General features: G+C 49.0%; 12 protein-coding genes and 1 pseudogene. 1 reads left to right on the top strand and 12 read right to left on the bottom strand.

Annotated features, from left to right (window positions below):
- Window positions 1-7 precede the first annotated feature (7 nt).
- A complete protein-coding gene (locus UNDYM_RS12755) occupies window positions 8-3,172 on the top strand; it encodes an error-prone DNA polymerase (protein ID WP_162041368.1) in 3,165 nt (1,054 codons plus the stop codon).
- A gap of 36 nt (window positions 3,173-3,208) precedes the next feature.
- Here the strand turns inward: UNDYM_RS12755 and UNDYM_RS12750 are convergent, their stop codons facing one another.
- The 12 genes and pseudogenes from UNDYM_RS12750 to ispC form a co-directional block, all read right to left on the bottom strand.
- The gene (locus tag UNDYM_RS12750; RefSeq protein WP_162041366.1) at window positions 3,209-4,510 is read right to left on the bottom strand and encodes an AAA-associated domain-containing protein; all 1,302 of its coding nucleotides are present in this window, start codon (window positions 4,508-4,510) and stop codon (window positions 3,209-3,211) included.
- Window positions 4,511-4,552: 42 nt separating this feature from the next.
- A complete protein-coding gene (locus tag UNDYM_RS12745) occupies window positions 4,553-6,286 on the bottom strand; it encodes an ABC transporter permease subunit (protein ID WP_162041365.1) in 1,734 nt (577 codons plus the stop codon).
- A 352-nt stretch (window positions 6,287-6,638) separates the two neighbouring features.
- Window positions 6,639-7,307: an ankyrin repeat domain-containing protein gene (locus tag UNDYM_RS12740; RefSeq protein ID WP_162041363.1), complete on the bottom strand. Its 669-nt coding sequence runs from the start codon at window positions 7,305-7,307 to the stop codon at window positions 6,639-6,641.
- Between the two features lie 8 nt (window positions 7,308-7,315).
- Window positions 7,316-8,094 (bottom strand): annotated as a pseudogene (locus UNDYM_RS12735) (TatD family hydrolase).
- Window positions 8,095-8,153: 59 nt separating this feature from the next.
- Window positions 8,154-9,314, bottom strand: coding sequence for a lipid-A-disaccharide synthase (gene lpxB / locus UNDYM_RS12730; protein ID WP_255456542.1), 1,161 nt, complete (start codon window positions 9,312-9,314; stop codon window positions 8,154-8,156).
- 8 nt (window positions 9,315-9,322) lie between these two features.
- The gene (lpxA, locus tag UNDYM_RS12725; RefSeq protein WP_370529470.1) at window positions 9,323-10,111 is read right to left on the bottom strand and encodes an acyl-ACP--UDP-N-acetylglucosamine O-acyltransferase; all 789 of its coding nucleotides are present in this window, start codon (window positions 10,109-10,111) and stop codon (window positions 9,323-9,325) included.
- Between the two features lie 9 nt (window positions 10,112-10,120).
- A complete protein-coding gene (gene fabZ / locus UNDYM_RS12720) occupies window positions 10,121-10,573 on the bottom strand; it encodes a 3-hydroxyacyl-ACP dehydratase FabZ (protein ID WP_162041362.1) in 453 nt (150 codons plus the stop codon).
- Window positions 10,566-11,627, bottom strand: a complete 1,062-nt coding sequence (lpxD, locus tag UNDYM_RS12715; protein ID WP_162041360.1) for a UDP-3-O-(3-hydroxymyristoyl)glucosamine N-acyltransferase — start codon at window positions 11,625-11,627, stop codon at window positions 10,566-10,568. The genes fabZ and lpxD overlap by 8 nt, the downstream gene beginning before the upstream one ends.
- A gap of 5 nt (window positions 11,628-11,632) precedes the next feature.
- Entirely contained in the window at window positions 11,633-12,025 is a 393-nt protein-coding gene (locus UNDYM_RS12710) for an OmpH family outer membrane protein (protein ID WP_370529469.1), read from the bottom strand.
- A gap of 176 nt (window positions 12,026-12,201) precedes the next feature.
- Window positions 12,202-14,550, bottom strand: coding sequence for an outer membrane protein assembly factor BamA (bamA, locus tag UNDYM_RS12705; RefSeq protein WP_162041358.1), 2,349 nt, complete (start codon window positions 14,548-14,550; stop codon window positions 12,202-12,204).
- Window positions 14,551-14,619: 69 nt separating this feature from the next.
- Window positions 14,620-15,993: an RIP metalloprotease RseP gene (gene rseP, locus UNDYM_RS12700; RefSeq protein WP_162041356.1), complete on the bottom strand. Its 1,374-nt coding sequence runs from the start codon at window positions 15,991-15,993 to the stop codon at window positions 14,620-14,622.
- Window positions 15,990-17,174, bottom strand: coding sequence for a 1-deoxy-D-xylulose-5-phosphate reductoisomerase (gene ispC, locus UNDYM_RS12695; RefSeq protein ID WP_162041355.1), 1,185 nt, complete (start codon window positions 17,172-17,174; stop codon window positions 15,990-15,992). Before ispC ends, rseP begins: the two co-directional genes overlap by 4 nt.
- Between the last annotated feature and the right edge of the window lie 2 nt (window positions 17,175-17,176).

Here is a 17,176-nt window from a genome sequence, read left to right as displayed (position 1 = left end):
AATCAGCATGAGTACCTTCTTGCCCGAATATGCCGAATTATTTTGCATTAGCAATTTCAGCTTCCTGCATGGGGCATCACATTCAGAAGAACTGGTGGAGCGTGCGATTAAACTGAATTATCGCGCCCTGGCCATTACCGATGAATGTTCACTGGCTGGCGTGGCAAGAGCGTATGCAGCAGCAAAAAATACCGATTTACACCTCATCATTGGGGCTCACTTTAGACTGGAAGATACAGAGACTCCTGAAAATAATGTGCACCTGATTGCCCTTGCACAAAACCGTGAGGGCTATGGCAACTTATCTGAAATGATCACTCTTGGCAGATGCAGGGCGACCAAGGGTAGTTACTTATTGACGCCCAAGGATTTCGTCACGCCACCGCCGGGTTTGGAGCATTTGTCTGGCTTGCCAGATTGCCTGCTGATACTGGTACCAGCCTACCCTGCAGAAAGCGATGCACTACTGAAACAGGCCAAATGGTTAAAGAAAAACTTTCCTGGCCGTACCTGGGTAGGCTTGAATTTATTGGTGCAAATTGCAGATGAATATCAAAAACAGCAAGTTGAGGCTGTGGCTGAAGCCGTGCAATTACCCGTTGTTGCCATTGGACAGGTCACCATGCATGTCCGTTCTCGTAAGCCCTTGCAAGACACGATGACGGCCATACGCTTATGCCAGCCCATCACTGAATGTGGTTACACGCTGGCGATGAATGCAGAACAGCACCTGCGTTCACGCTTGCGGCTGGCAACGATCTATCCACGACATACTCTGGCCGAAACAGTGAGGATTGCAGACCTGTGCAGTTTTTCATTGAATGAATTACGCTACGAATACCCGCACGAACTGGTGCCTAAAGGCTATACGCCTGCCAGTTATTTAAAGCTGCAAGTCTATAAAGGAGCCGATCTACGCTATCCAAAAGGTTTGCCATCGTCGGTAAAACATAAAATAGAGCATGAACTGGCACTGATTAATGATCTGGCTTATGAGCCATATTTTTTGACGGTATTTGATATCGTTAATTTCGCAAGGAATGAAAAAATACTTTGTCAGGGACGCGGCTCGGCAGCCAACAGCGTGGTCTGCTATTGCCTGCATATCACAGAAGTCAACCCAGAGACACATACCCTGTTGTTTGAACGTTTCCTGTCCAAGGAAAGGGGGGAGCCTCCAGACATCGATGTCGATTTTGAGCATCAGCGTCGGGAAGAAGTCATGCAGTATATTTATGATAAATATGGACGTGACCGCGCTGCCATAGCTGCTGCTGTGCACACTTACCACCCACGCGGTGCCTTGCGCGATGTTGGAAAAGCCCTGGGTATAGATTTGGCGATCGTCGATGCGGTGGCAAAATCGCATCGCTGGTTTGATAGCAAACATGAGTTATTTAAACGCTTTGCTGAATGCGGGCTGGATACCAGTTCTCCTGTTGCCCAGCAATGGGCTTCGCTGACAAGAAAATTACTACGTTTCCCGCGTCATTTATCGCAGCACAGTGGCGGCTTTGTTATCGCACGCGGCAAATTATCCAGGCTGGTGCCTATAGAAAATGCAGCGATGGAAAAGCGTAATGTGATTCAATGGGATAAGGATGACCTTGAATCTCTGGGCTTGCTCAAGGTTGATGTGCTGGCTCTTGGCATGCTGTCGGCATTGCGGCGGGCTTTTGATTTGATGGCTAGCTTGCCAGGCAAACCTAAGTGCATGCAGGATGTGCCACGCGAAGATACGCTGACCTATGACATGATCTGCAAGGCAGATACCATAGGAGTGTTTCAAATAGAATCGCGGGCGCAGATGAGTATGCTGCCGCGCCTGAGGCCCAGAAAATTCTATGACCTGGTGATACAGATCGCCATTGTCCGGCCCGGCCCTATACAGGGTGGCATGGTCCACCCTTATTTGCAGAGGCGTCAGGGCAAGCAGCCTGTAGAAATTCATAAAAATCCGGGTATGAGGGCGGCGCTGGAACGCACTTTGGGAATACCCATTTTCCAGGAACAAGTCATGCAGATCGCCATGCATGCGGCTGACTTTACACCAGGGGAAGCAGATGGATTGCGCCGCGCAATGGCTGCCTGGAAACGCAAGGGAGGACTGGAAGCCTATGAAGCCAGAATAGTGGAAACCATGGTCAAGAATGGCTATGAGCGTGATTTTGCTCAAGGTATCTACGAACAAATGAAGGGTTTTGGTGATTATGGTTTCCCTGAAAGCCATTCAGCCAGCTTTGCCATCCTTGCGTATTTCAGTAGCTGGATCAAGCGTCATGAACCTGCGGTGTTTTTGTGTTCGCTATTGAATTCTCAGCCCTTGGGGTTTTATTCGCCTTCGCAATTGATACAGGATGCCCGTCGCCATGATGTGCAAGTCAGGGCCATCGATGTGACTTGCAGTGACTGGGATTCTTCGCTTGAGACAGAGACGCTGCATAATAAATTTACCGGCACCATGCAGCCTGTCGTTCGCATGGGCTTCTCTTTGCTGTATGGCATGTCCGAGGACGCTGCCTCGCGTATCATGCAGGCGCGTCAGCAACAGGCATTTGTTGATGTGCAAGATCTGGCAAAACGTGCTCAATTAAGCCAGCACGATTTACATGTGCTGGCTGCAGGTAATGCCTTGTCTGGTCTGGCTGGGCATAGAAGGCAGGCATTGTGGCAGGCAGTAGGTGCAATGCCGGATAAGGACTTATTACGCGTCACCAGCATACAGGAACAAGTGCCGCAACTGAAAGCCCCTTCAGAGGCACAGGAGATTTATAGTGACTATCACGCGACCGGCTTCAGTCTGCAGCGCCATCCAGTTGCTTTGTTACGGCCACAATTACTGGCCAAACGCTTCTTGCCAGCAGAAATGCTGAACACCTTTCAGCAAGGGCAATTTGCCCGCGGCTGTGGCCTGGTTACGGTAAGACAAAGACCGCAGACAGCCAAAGGTGTCATCTTCATCACCATAGAAGATGAGACCGGCCCCGTAAATGTGATTATTTGGCCAAATGTGCTGGAAAAGCAGCGCAGTGAAGTCTTGAGTGCGCCGCTGCTCGGTGTATATGGTATCTGGCAATGTGAAGCCGAAGTCAGGCATCTGGTTGCCAAACGCCTGGTGGATATGTCACATCTTCTGGGTCAATTGGAAGTGGGCAGCAGAAACTTTTGTTGAGTCCTATGCCCTGCAAATTGACAGTGCCTGCTACTTTTACTCCTGATTATCATCAGGCAAAGTCAGACGGCCAGTATGATAATCATACTCATAGACTTCTCCATAACGACCCCATTCGATGGCGACTTCGAGTACGCGCTTTGCTTCGTCGGCCTTCAAAAACTCTTCCAGCAAATCTATCAGCGGTTGCTCTGACAGACTGCCACTTGCATCTGATTCCAGATTGCGGCGTATGTGCGCTGCCAATGGAACATGAGTCAGCAATTGCTGACCAAACAATTCCTGTTTATGGGCTTGCTCGACTTCCACATACTTTTTACCCAGTGGCGTCAGCATGATGTCGCCTTTTTCCAGCACGGCAAAGCCCAGCAGGCTCAGAGCTTCATAGGTCGGGAATAATTCTTCATCCGACAATTCCGCCTCTTCTGCCAGTTGCGGCAAGTCTGCACGGCCATTGAATGGGGCGTCTGCCAGCAAATCGAGAATACCTTCGATGCGGCTGACATCAGTCTCAGGCAAGCGATAACCCAAGTGGCGCGTATTGGGCGTATCTGCCGCAGCCTCATGCGTCGCGCGCATAGTCATCAAACCATATACTTCATCAATCAAGGCGCGGACTTCCAGCGAATCCACATCACGCGGCCTGGGCAGGTCTATCTTGATTTCACATCTTACTGAACCGGGGTCGCTGGACAGAATAATGATGCGGTCTGCCATCATGACGGCTTCTTCAATATTGTGAGAAACGATCAAAATGCCCTTGGTCGATATACGGTCTTCTTCCCACAATTCCAGCATGTCGTTACGCAGGGTTTCACCTGTCAACACATCCAGAGCAGAAAAAGCTTCATCCATAAGCAGCACGTCAGGATTGGTAACCAGTGCCCTAGCTATACCCACACGTTGTTTCATGCCGCCAGAAAGTTCACGCGGCAAGGCACCACCAAAACCGGCCAGGCCTATCAATTCGAGAACCGCGTCAGCCCTTTGTTCACGCTCTGCCGCTGGCACACCCTGGGCTTCGAGACCCAGTTCCACATTCTGTTGCACAGTCAGCCACGGGAATAAGGCAAAGGACTGGAATACCATGGCTATGCCTGCCACCGGCCCACCAATTGCCTTGTCGCGATAAGCCACTTTGCCTGCATCTGCTGGTATCAAACCAGCCATGATGCGCAGTAAAGTAGATTTACCGGAACCAGATTTACCGAGCAAGGCGACGATTTCGCCATCTTTGAGTTGAAAATCAACCTTGTCCAGTATCAGGCGCGATTTACCATCTGCTGCCTTAAAGGATTTGGCTACCTGATTCAGATCGAGCAATAAATTTTGTGTCATCTTGAACTCCTTGATGAATAATCCAGGCGTAAGCTCACTGGCTCAACGCAGATGGTCTTCTGCCAGCAAATACAATTTGCGCCAGAAAAAGCGGTTCAGCAGCATGACGAATACGCACATCACGCCTATCCCCAAAGCAATACGGTGAAAGTCACCGGTTTCTGTCATTTGCTTGATATAGCTCCCCAGACCATCGGCCACCAGTGTGGTTTTGCCCCAGGTGACATACTCAGCCACAATACTGGCATTCCAGGAGCCGCCGCTGGCAGTAATTGCACCAGTGATATAGCTGGGGAAAACAGCAGGCAAATACACCCGCTTCCATTTGAGCCAGCCTTTCAAACCCAGGTTGTCTGCCGCCAGCCGCAATTCATTGGGGATGGTGGCAGCGCCAGCCACGACATTGAACAGGATGTACCACTGCGTACCAAACACCATCAATGGGCTAAGCCAGATATTCGGTGTCAGTTTGAAGGTCACCATGGCAAACACCACCAGGGGGAACATCAGATTGACAGGGAAAGCAGCCAGAAACTGCGCCATCGCCTGTACCTTTTGCGAATACTGTGGACGCAAACCTATCCAGACAGCAACCGGCACCCAGAACAATGAAGCCAGTGCAATCAGCAACATGACACGTAGCAGTGTTACCAGACCCAGACCCAGTACATGTGCTACTTCAGCCCAGCCGACTACACTGTGTATGAAAATCAGAAGACTGTACATGGCAAAAACAGAAGCCAGCAGCAAGGTCGCATCCCAGATTTTTGGCCAAACAGGATGACTGAAGCGTGGCTTTACTTGTACGGCAGTGCCATCACCCTGCACACTAAACCAAGACAAACCGCGGCCGAGGAAGAGCCAGAACCTGGCAATCCAGGCACGAAACAAACGGCTGCTACGCATCCAGTCCAGCAACCAGGATTGTTGTGCCGTTTCACCCTGAGATTCTTCAAAGCGGAACTTGTCGGCCCAGGCCAGCAGAGGGCGGAAAAATAATTGGTCGTACAGCAAAATACCGATCAGCATGGCAGCAATTGCCCAGGTGATCGCCATGCCATCCCTCGCTTCAATCGCTACCGCAATATAGGAGCCTATACCTGGTAATTTAATATCTTGCCCAGCCACAGAAATTGCCTCTGCCGCCACCAGGAAAAACCAGCCGCCGGACATGGACATCATCATATTCCAGAGCAAACCTGGCATGGCAAATGGCAATTCCAGGCGCCAGAAACGCTGCCAACCAGACAGCCTGAATATCTGCGCCGCTTCTTTCAATTCAGGTGGCACATTGCGTATCGATTGATACAGGCTGAATGCCATATTCCATGCCTGGGAAGTGAAAATCGCAAAAATGGCGGCGCACTCCACACCCAGCAAATTACCAGGAAACAAGGCAATAAAAGGGGCAATCGCAATCGCCTGAAAACCAAGAATAGGTACAGATTGCAGGATGTCCAGCGCCGGTATCATGACTTTTTCAGCTGCCGCATATTTGGCTGCGATGGCTGCAAATATCAGGCTGAAAACCAGGGAAAAAGCCAGTGCCGTGAACATGCGCAAAATCGTGCGCAATAAATAGTAAGGCAGATAGGCAGGATCAAGACTGATCTGCAAAGCCTCGCCTACGGCAAAAGGACGGCTCATCTGCATGGCCGCAAATGCAAAAATTCCCAATACAGCCAATACCAGAGGAAGCAAAGCCCAATCCCAGCGATTTGGCCCTTTACTTTCGGTGACGACATCACGTGCCTGGAAACGGAACAATTCAAACATGAATGCTCCTCAACTCATGCAAAACGCAAAAGAAAAAATGAGACATACCATACCTCCTGTCACAAACACAAAGTCTGGACAAAGATGAAACGCGCAGCTACGCACATGCATACTGGTTAATAGCCAGCGCCACGCGAAATTTAAGATAGGGGTAAAAGTAGGGAGCAGCGTGTTTGCTGCAAAAGACTACTACCCGCCAAATGGCAAGGTAGCAAGAGAAAATCTGTGCTTACATTGCCAAGTTGAGTGAATATCTACAACTATAACTGTCCACAGATGTGCTCCGAAAATGAGATGCGCGAACTTTAACATAGACTTTGTTTCGCAAGCAAGATGTTGCAGCGCAAAAAGCTTATTTTTTTGTAGCTTGCATGCGTTCTTTCAAGACAGCGGCAATTTCTCTCTGCTCTACTTCAATTGCAAAATCAAGAGCGGTTAGGCCCAGATCATTCTTGAGAAATGGGTCTGCTCCCTCTTCCAGCAAAAGATTGACAATAAGGTGCTTACCTGAACGGGCAGCCATCATCAACGGGGTGGTTTTGTTGGGGGATTCGGCGTCTATGTAGGCCGATTTTTCCAGCAATAAGGCAACGATCTCCTTATTGCCGCCAGCAGCGGCATAGTGCAAGGCACACCAGCCCACCTGATTAATCTCGGCATCATGCGCAACCAGGGCTTTAACGAAAGGAAAATTACCCAGGTAGCTGGCCAGCATCAGGATAGTATCGCCATTGCTGGCCCTGGCTTCAAGCTTGATATCTTTATGATTGAGCAAGGCCTGGAAGACTTTTTTTGAATCTTCCCGCAAGGCGATCATCAGCAGGGTTTCACCGCGAATGGGTTCAGTAATATCTATACTTACACCTCGTCCTAATAGTTCCTTAACCCTATCTACCTGGTCAAAACGCACAGCAAATATCAAATCCTCGCGGTCGTCAGCAAAAGCGCAGGAGGAAATTAGCCACAACAAAAAACAAGCAAGGCAACGCCAATAAACACTTCTTTGCAAGCTTGTTTGCATGCCAGACCTCATTGAGCGAATTGAAACAATTGAAAGAAATTTCTGGTAGTGGTTTCCTGCACTTCTTTGACAGATATGCCTTTCAAATCTGCCAGAAATTCACCGACATGGCGCACAAAACCGGGTTCATTCATCTTGCCACGATGCGGGGCTGGTGCCAGGTAGGGTGAATCAGTTTCTATCAAAATACGATCGAGCGGCAAGGCTTTGGCAACAGCCTGCAAATCTTTGGCACTTTTGAAAGTCAGTATGCCTGAGAATGAAATATAAAAGCCAAGGTCCACTGCAGCTTGCGCCACTTCCAGAGATTCGGTGAAACAGTGCATGACACCGGCCACGCCCCCCTGCGCCGTGCCTGCCCCTCTTCTTTCATAATGCGTATGGTGTCTTCAGCTGCAGCGCGGGTATGAATGATAAGTGGCTTGCGGCAGATGCGTGAGGCGCGGATATGTTGCCTGAAACGCTCGCGCTGCCACTCCAGGTCGCCCTTGAGGCGAAAGTAATCGAGACCGGTTTCACCGATGGCAATAATTTTGTCGTGATCCGCCAGCTTAACCAATTGCTCTGCCGTTGGTTCTTCTGTTTCTTCATAATCAGGATGCACACCTACGGATGCGTAGATATGAGGATACTGCTCTGCAAGTGCCAGCACCTGGGGAAAATCAGGCAAATCAACAGAAACGCATAGTGCATGTGTCACACTATTTTCCTGCATCTTGCTCAGTATTTCCGGCATGCGCACGGCAAGTTCAGGGAAATTAATATGGCAATGGGAATCAATGTACATGCTTGCTACTCTAAAGGAAATTTGATGCAATGATCAGTCAATAAATGGAGGACTAAGCCTCATTTTGCTGAAATCAATTGTAATACGGCTCGCGCCGAGACGTTGGCAGTGTCACGCAAAAGAGAATGATGCATGTCGATGAAGCGCTGTTTCAGGCGTTCCTGCAAGGTTTCGTCACTTAACTGCTGCCACAGAGCATCAGCCATCGCATCTGGCCTGGCTGCTGACTGCAAAAATTCTGGGACCAGGAATTCACGCGCAAGTATATTCGGCAAACCTATCCAGGGCTGGTAACCCATGTGTCGCAAAATCTGCCATGAAGCTTCCATCATCTTGTAGGCAATCACCATGGGCTTTTTAAATAACGCTACTTCCAGTGATGCAGTGCCTGAGGCAACCAGTACCGCATCCGCCGCTGCAATGGCCGTATGGGAGCGGCCATCTATCAGCAACACGGGTACATTATCGAGCTTGGCTTCAACCACCAGCTTGATGTAATAACTGCGTTGCTTGTCACCAGCCATGGGCACCACAATCTGCAGATGTGGATCACGCTGGCATAGTATTTTAGCTGTCTGGATAAAAGCTTCGGTATTGTATTTGATCTCGGACATGCGGCTGCCCGGCAAGATCGTAACGACTCTGGCGTTCTTGTCCAGACCCAGCTCGTCCCTGGCGGCGGCCATGTCCGTTTCCATGGGAATGACCTGCGCCAGCGGGTGACCAACATAAGTCACAGGTATGCCCGCATTGCGGTATATCTCTTCTTCAAACGGGAACACCACCAGCATGTGGGAAACTGCTTCCGCTATCTTTTTGATGCGGCCACCACGCCAGGCCCAGATTGAGGGGCTGATGTAGTGCATGGTGGGAATGCCAGCCCGCTTTAACTGGATTTCCAGATCCAGATTGAAGTCTGGCGCATCCACACCGATGAAGACATCCGGTTTTTCAAGCAATAACTGTTCACGCAATTGCTTGCGTATGCCACTGATTTCACGGTAATGCGCCAGCACTTCAAACAGCCCACGCACAGACAGTTTTTCCATCGGCCAGTCATTAATGAAACCGTGCTCAGCCATTCGCGGACCACCTATGCCGTGCATGTGAGCATCAGGCAAGGCCGGACGCAGACCTGACAGGAGGCGGTTGGCCAGCATGTCGCCGGAAGTTTCTCCGGCAACCATCGCAATAATGGGACGATTAGCTTGATTTGTCACAACGAAACTTAACGGACGATGCCGCGTGTAGCAGCATCGAGAAAATGACGCATGGACTGCACGTGAAGAGCAACATCAGTTTCCAGCCCGGCAATCTGCTCATCTATCGCTGCCTTGGCCTCTTCCAGAGTCAGGCCAGATTTATAGATCAGCTTATAAGACTGGCGTATCGCTGCAATCTGTTCGCGGCTAAAACCACGGCGCTTCAGGCCTTCGACATTAATGCCATGGGCAGCAGCCGGATTGCCATTCAACATCACGAACGGAGGTACATCCTGCAACAAGGAGGTCCCCATACCACACATGGCATGTGCACCTATCTTGCAGAACTGATGGACATTGGTAAAACCACCCAAAATCACCCAGTCACCGACATGCACATGACCAGCCAAAGCGGCGTTATTGGCGAATATGACGTTGTTGCCTACCTGGCAATCATGTGCCAGATGCACATAGGCCATGATCCAGTTATCGTTACCCAGACGGGTGACACCGTTGTCCTGAACCGTGCCCAGATTGAAGGTGCAAAATTCACGAATGACGTTATTGTCACCAATTTCCAGGCGCGTAGGTTCACCCGCATATTTCTTGTCTTGCGGGGCAGCACCTATGGAAGAAAATTGGTAGAAAGTATTGTTACGGCCTATTGTCGTATGTCCTTCAATGACAACATGCGGGCCGATTTTGGTACCCTCAGCTATCGTCACATTGGGGCCGATAATCGAATAGGCACCGACCTCAACGGAGCTATCCAGTTGGGCTTTGGGGTCTATCAGCGCGGTCGGGTGGATATGCATAATGCCCTCCTAGGCTTCATCTTTCGTACGCATGGTGCACATCAGTTCGCCTTCTACTGCCAATTGGCCATCGACTGTTGCCCTGGCCTTGTATTTCCAGATGCCGCGTGCAACCTTGATGATTTCGACTTCCATTTTCAACTGGTCACCAGGTTCAACCGGACGCTTGAAACGCGCGCCATCAATGCCGAGGAAATACACAATAGTATTCTCGTCCGGCTTTTGCCCCATGGTCAGGAATGAGAGGATGGCTGCAGTCTGGGCCATCGCTTCTATCATCAGTACGCCGGGCATGACGGGCTTATTCGGGAAATGCCCGTTAAAAAATTCTTCATTCGCCGTGACATTTTTGATGGCGGTAATGGTCTTGCCATTTTCCCAGCTCAGTACGCGATCCACCAGCAACATCGGATAACGGTGTGGCAGGTATTCTTTGATTTGATTAATGTCCAGGCTATTCATGATCTTTTTCAGTCAGTGTTTTCATTGTTTTTTCGAGATAGCGCATTTTTTCACGCATGCCCGATAAATTGCGCACGATGGCGGCAGTTTTTTCCCATTCGGCATTTTTTGCCAATGGATAGAAGCCCGTGTATTGGCCCGGCTCCAGTATGGAGCGCGACACCATGCTGGCAGAAGAAATATGTACATTATCGACGATGGTCAGGTGCCCCAGCACCATGGCCGCACCACCAAATGTGCAATATTTGCCTATCTTGGCACTACCTGCCACACCCACGCAACCTGCCATTGCTGTATGCGCGCCTATATGGCAGTTATGGCCTATCTGTATCTGGTTATCCAGCTTGACACCCTCTTCTATGATGGTGTCAGCCAAAGCGCCACGGTCTATACTGGTGTTTGCACCGATTTCTACATCATCACCTATCAGCACCCTGCCCGTTTGCGGAATTTTGATCCATTGGCCTTTTTCATTGGCAAAGCCAAAACCATCAGCGCCTATTACTGCGCCAGAATGGATAATGCAGCGCTGACCCAGAACACAGTAGTCATAAATGCTGACATTTGCATGGATCAGACTATGGTCACCGATCACTACGCCACGGCCAATCACGACGCCTGGCTTGATGACAACGTGCTCACCAATCACTGCCTCGGCATCAATACTGGCATTAGCCCCAATGCTGGCGGTGGCAGCGACTATTGCGTGGGGACTGACCCATGCCGCAGGATGCACGCCGACCGTTGCCGGTATTGCATTGAGTGACGCAAAGTACTGCGCCGCACGGGCAAAATACACATAAGGTTGCGGCACAATAAGGCAAATACCAGCATAGTCTTTGCCAATTTGTTCGTAATCAGTTTGTGTCAAAATCAAGGCAGCAGCCTGGGTAGCCGCTGCCTTGTGCCGGAACTTAGGATTGGACAGAAAGGTAATATGCTGCTCACTGGCCTCATCCAGAGGGGCAATGCCAGTGACAGTAATATCAGGTGAACCAGTCAATTGACCACCGAAGCGATCGACCAATTCACCCAGCCGAATGCTTGCGGTCATAGGAATTATTTGGAGAGTGCTTTTAGAACTTTGTCAGTAATATCGATGCGGGCGCTGTGATACACGGAATCTTGCAAGACCAGATCAATTTTTTCGGCTTCTGCGATTTGTTTGATCACTTTTTGCGCGCGTTCCACCAATGAGGCAATTTCTTCATTCTGACGCTGGTTCACATCCTCATTATAAGAACGTTGTTTGCGCTTGAAAGCCTGATCGAGCTCAGTAATTTCACGCTGACGGACAACACGGTCAGATTCTGACAATAAAGGCGCATCTTTTTCATATTTCTCAGCCGTCGCCTTCAATTTCTTTGCCAGGTTTTCCAGTTCTTCGCCGCGCTTTTGAAATTCAACTTTCAGCTTAGCCTCAGCCGCTTTTGCCGGAACGGATTCGCGCATCACTCTCTGAGAGTCAAATATCGCTATTTTGGTATCTTGCGCCTGAGCTTGAGCAACGCTGAAAACGCAAGCCGCACAAACCATCAAGCGTTGCAACAATTTGGTCGGGGTAGTATGTTGACTCAAAATAATCTCCGTAACACGTACTAAAACAAAACACAGCCGAACATAAGCAATTAGAAACCAGTACCCATCTGGAACTGGAATGTCTGCTTCTTGTCGTCCGGTTTGGCATTCAAAGCTTTACCAAAACTCAGTTTCAATGGGCCAACCGGCGATATCCAGCTTATACCTATACCAGCAGAAAAACGTAAATCTTTCGCCCGGATTTTTTGACCTTCATCAAATACATTACCACCATCCACAAAAGTGAACCAGCGCAAGGATTTGTCAGCGCCCGGGAAAGGAATCTGCAATTCTACATTAGCCAGCAAGCGGGTTGCGCCGCCAAGTGCGTCACCATTTGGATCTTTGGTGCCCAAGGACGATGGCTCATAACCGCGCACCGAACCTATACCACCAGCATAGAAGTTCTTAAACAATGGATATGGTTTGCCACCCAGGCCATGCCCATAATCAATTTCACCGTTCAATGCCAGCACAACAGACCGATAAACCGGCTGGAATAATTGCGCATTATAAATTGCACGATAATATTTAAAGCTACCCACCGCTGCCAATTCCAGGTTGGCACGTTGATAACGACCAATCGTTGGGGTCAATACGCTGTCGCGGCTATCCCTTTGCCAGGCGGCTGTCAATGGGAAGGAGTTTGTCACGGCCTCGCCTATACCATAATCAATGGCAGTCGTATCCTTGGAGCCAGTACCGTAATCAGAGACATATTTCAGGTAACGGTATGGGCTGCCAAAGTAAGTCTCAACCTTGGTGCGTTCAAAACCGAGTCCAAAGAAGACTGTATCCACTTCAGAGAACGGCACACCAAAACGCAAGGCACCACCGGTAGTCTGGATCTTATAGTCACCAACACTACCAATAATTGGGCGTGTAGTACGGATATAGGCTTCCACATTGCGGCTTACACCATCGTCGGTGAAGTATGGGTCAGTGTGAGAAAGTGCAATAGTACGGTTCTGGCGGCTGGTGTTGATATCCAGACCTATCGTATCACCACTACCAAAAGCATTGGCTTGCTGGATAGAGCCTGTCAGCGTCAGTCTTTCAGCACTGGAGTAACCAGCACCAAACATCAGGTTGCCCGTAGGTTTTTCAGTCACAGTCAAATTGACATCCACCTGATCAACGCTGGTTGGTACTTCAGGTGTTTCTATAGTGACATCTTTGAAATAACCAAGACGCTCTACACGGTCACGTGATGTTTTGATTTTCTCACCGTCGTACCAGGAACTCTCAAACTGGCGGAATTCGCGGCGGATAACTTCATCACGTGTGCGGGTATTTCCAGCCAGATTGATGCGGCGCACATAAACACGCTTGCCCGGATCAACAAAGATGGTGAAAGCAACTTCTTTCTTTTCTTTATTCAGGTTAGGATTTGCATTAACGTTGGCAAACGCATAACCAAAATTACCCATGCGTTCAGAAATACGCTTTGTGCTTTCAGTCAGACGGGCGGCATTATAAATATTGCCTTTTTTGAGCAACAACAAAGAGGCCAACTCCTCTTCCCTGCCCATGGTATCGCCTTCAAGCTTGATATCGGAGACAGTATATTTATCGCCCTCATCAATATTGATGGTGATGTAAATGTCTTTTTTGTCCGGTGTAATGGAAATCTGCGTCGATAAAATCTGCATTTCCAGATAACCACGGTTCTGATAGAACGAGCGCAAGGTCTCGATATCACCCGACAGTTTTTGCTTGGAATATTGATCTGCCTTGGTATACCAGGTAAACCAGCCTGGTGTCGTCAAGGTCAACAGATCACGGATTTCACCGTCAGAAAAATCTTTGTTACCGATGATATTAATCTGGGCAATCTTGGCTACTTCACCCTCATCCACCGCAAATGTAACGTTCACACGGTTACGTTCTATAGGCGTAATGGTGGTGGTGATTTGCATGCCATACAAGCCCTTGGACAGGTATTGGCGTTTGAGCTCTTGTTCGGCACGATCTACCGTTGCCTTATCGAAAATACGTGATTCACCAACGCCTATGTCTTTCAAGGCTTTGACGAGTGCATCTTTCTCAAATTCTTTAGTGCCGGTGAATTCTACGCCAGCAATAGTAGGACGTTCTTCCAGCAAAACGATCAATATACCGTCTTGCACTTCAATCTGAACGTCTTTGAAGAAACCCGTTGCATACAGGGATTTGATCGCAGTTGTACTTTTTGCGTCATCAAATTGCTCACCGACTTTGACAGGCAAATAGCTAAATACAGTACCAGCCTCCGTCCGCTGCAAGCCTTCTACACGTATGTCCTTGACGGTGAAGGGCTCAATCGCCAATGCGTTTCCGGTGCAAAGTGCCAATGCAGCCAGAGATAAAGCATGACGACGAAAATGGGCTAAAGTGAACTGCTCGATATGTAATTTCATTGGGTATAAATTTCTTTCAATACTCTCAATATTGCTATCTAAAATGAGTTTCTGTCATCAAGCCGACTATTATGACATTTTCCGGGCGATGTCATTAAAAAAAGCTATTGCCATCATCGTCAATAGCAAAAAAACTCCGACTCGCTGCCCCATTTCGACATAACGGTCTTTTAAAGGTTTCCCCGTTAAAACTTCCAGCGAATAATACAACAAATGCCCACCATCCAAAACCGGTATCGGTAGTAAATTCATCACGCCAAGGCTAATACTGATAGCCGCTATGAAGCCAAGGTAAGTAATCAAACCTGTTCTGGCTGTTTGTTCGGCATAATCAGCTATAGTCAGTGGTCCGGTTATATTCTTTAAAGAAACACTACCAGTCAACATCTTGACCATCATCTTCAGGCTGAAAATACTGGTATCCCAAGTTTTTTCAGCAGACTTTATAAATGCCTGCAGAGGGCGTGCCTGTACTACTGTCATTTCAGCAACCATAGGTTGCAATTTCACTTTCATCAATCCCACTGTTTGTCCGCTGAGCTCCTGACTTACAGGTGTGACCTCTACCTCAAACTTACTACCTTTCCTTAGAACCAATAACTTCAACGGCTTCTCCGGGCTTGCGTTGACGACTTGACGAAAATCTATGACATCAAGCAAAGGTTTTTGCCCTATTTCAAGAATGCGGTCACCGACTTGCAAACCTGCACGTATTGCAGGGCTGTCTGGCAAAAAATCGTCCAGGACAACTTCTGAACTACCAGCGAGATTCAAGCCAAGATGCTGCAAAATATCAGCATCAGCCTCTCTAGTACTAAGTTGTTCAAGTGGAATTTCTACAGAAATTGGTACGTTGCCAGTAATTTTTTGAGTATAGGCACGCTGTACTTCCAGTACCGGATTTTGCTTATTGATGCCAGCCTGCAGCATCTTCCAGCGAAATTCTGACCAGCTTTGTATCTGCTCGCCATTGACGGCAGTTACCAGATCGCCATAACGTAACCCGGCTTTGTAAGCAACAGAGGACTCAGACCCTACGCGCAATTTAGCAATCGGTTCTGGTACGCCATGCACAAACAACACGGTGTAAAGGGAAATAGCCAATAGAAAATTGGCTATTGGACCAGCAGCGACGATGGCGATGCGCTTCCATACTGACTGTTGGCAGAATTCGCGAGGCAGTTCATTTGGGTCAATATTTTCTGCACCTAACTCACGTGCATCCAGCATTTTGACGTAGCCGCCCAGTGGCAGCATAGAGATGGCCCATTCAGTCTGGTCTTTACCCAGTCGCTTTGAATAAATGACTTTGCCCATACCTAAAGAAAAGCGCAACACCTTTACGCCGCACCAGCGCGCGACAATATAGTGCCCCAATTCATGGATAGTGACCAATATGCCAAGGGTCAAAAGGAAAGCCAGAGTTTTTTGCAAGACAATCATGAGGAAATCATTGCCTCTGCAACCCGGCGTGCTTCAGCATCGCAGGCAAGTATGCTTTCCAGATCTGGCGTCTCGCTCGCGGCAAGTTTGCTCAACGTATGCTCTATGACCTGATTGATCATGCGGAAGCCTATTCTCTTGTCCAAAAATGCTTGGACAGCGATTTCATTACTTGCGTTCAATATGATTGCAGCCGACTTGCCCTCTTTCAATGCATCATAAGCCAGTTGCAAGCAAGGGAAACGCTGGAAGTCTGGCTTGATGAAATTCAGACTGGCGACCTTCAACAGATCAAGTGGTGCGACTCCCGAGTCTATACGCTCAGGATAGGCCATGCCGTAAGCGATGGGTATGCGCATGTCAGGGTTGCCCATTTGTGCAATCACTGAACCATCTGTATAAGACACCATGGAATGAATCACGCTCTGCGGATGGATGACTACATCAATCTGCCCGGCTGGCGTAGCAAACAGCCAGTGCGCCTCGATGACCTCGAGCCCCTTGTTCATCATCGTCGCTGAATCGACAGAGATTTTACGACCCATGACCCAGTTGGGGTGAGCCACGGCCTGTTCAGGCGTGACATCATCCAGGGTATTGACATCCCTGTTCAGGAAGGGCCCGCCAGAGGCTGTCAATAATATTTTGTGTATGCCATGCTGGCCGGGTTGACGGTTATAGTTGCCGGGCAAGCATTGAAAGATTGCGTTGTGCTCGCTATCGATAGGCAGTAAAGCAGCACCGCTGTCTTTAATGGCATCAATAAATAGCTGGCCAGACATGACCAGTGCCTCTTTGTTCGCCAGCAAGACTTTTTTACCTGCTTTTGCAGCAGCCAAAGACGCAGGCAAACCGGCAGCACCAACAATGGCTGCCATCACGCTATCACATTCACTGGCGCTGGCAACGGAACACAAGGCCTCTGGGCCAGACAATATCTGGATTTGAGGTAAATGCAATTCTTTTAACAGAACCGCCAGTTCATCTGCTGCCTGCGCAGTACCAACCACTGCAACCTGAGGTAAAAACTGCGCGCATTGCTCGGCCAGTTTTTTTACCTGGGTATGTGCAGTCAGTGCAAAAACACCATAGCGATCCGGATGGCGTGCCACCACATCCAAAGTCGATACGCCTATGGAGCCGGTAGAACCTAATATGCAAAGCTGCTGTTTTTTCTGCATGT

The sequence above is a fragment of the Undibacterium sp. YM2 genome (assembly GCF_009937975.1).
In the GTDB taxonomy this organism is placed as follows: Bacteria; Pseudomonadota; Gammaproteobacteria; order Burkholderiales; family Burkholderiaceae_D; genus Undibacterium.
Note: the sequence above shows the minus strand (reverse complement) of the source record. Positions and strands in the feature narration are given on the sequence as shown.

What these genes read in the sequence shown, in the direction of transcription:
- UNDYM_RS12755 (WP_162041368.1), top strand. Translation starts at nt 8, where the DNA reads ATGAGTACCTTCTTGCCCGAATATGCCGAATTATTTTGCATTAGCAAT.
- UNDYM_RS12750 (WP_162041366.1), bottom strand. Translation starts at nt 4,510, where the DNA reads ATGACACAAAATTTATTGCTCGATCTGAATCAGGTAGCCAAATCCTTT.
- UNDYM_RS12745 (WP_162041365.1), bottom strand. Translation starts at nt 6,286, where the DNA reads ATGTTTGAATTGTTCCGTTTCCAGGCACGTGATGTCGTCACCGAAAGT.
- UNDYM_RS12740 (WP_162041363.1), bottom strand. Translation starts at nt 7,307, where the DNA reads ATGCAAACAAGCTTGCAAAGAAGTGTTTATTGGCGTTGCCTTGCTTGT.
- lpxA (WP_370529470.1), bottom strand. Translation starts at nt 10,111, where the DNA reads ATGCATATCCACCCGACCGCGCTGATAGACCCCAAAGCCCAACTGGAT.
- fabZ (WP_162041362.1), bottom strand. Translation starts at nt 10,573, where the DNA reads ATGAATAGCCTGGACATTAATCAAATCAAAGAATACCTGCCACACCGT.
- lpxD (WP_162041360.1), bottom strand. Translation starts at nt 11,627, where the DNA reads ATGACCGCAAGCATTCGGCTGGGTGAATTGGTCGATCGCTTCGGTGGT.
- UNDYM_RS12710 (WP_370529469.1), bottom strand. Translation starts at nt 12,025, where the DNA reads ATGCGCGAATCCGTTCCGGCAAAAGCGGCTGAGGCTAAGCTGAAAGTT.
- bamA (WP_162041358.1), bottom strand. Translation starts at nt 14,550, where the DNA reads ATGAAATTACATATCGAGCAGTTCACTTTAGCCCATTTTCGTCGTCAT.
- rseP (WP_162041356.1), bottom strand. Translation starts at nt 15,993, where the DNA reads ATGATTGTCTTGCAAAAAACTCTGGCTTTCCTTTTGACCCTTGGCATA.
- ispC (WP_162041355.1), bottom strand. Translation starts at nt 17,174, where the DNA reads ATGCAGAAAAAACAGCAGCTTTGCATATTAGGTTCTACCGGCTCCATA.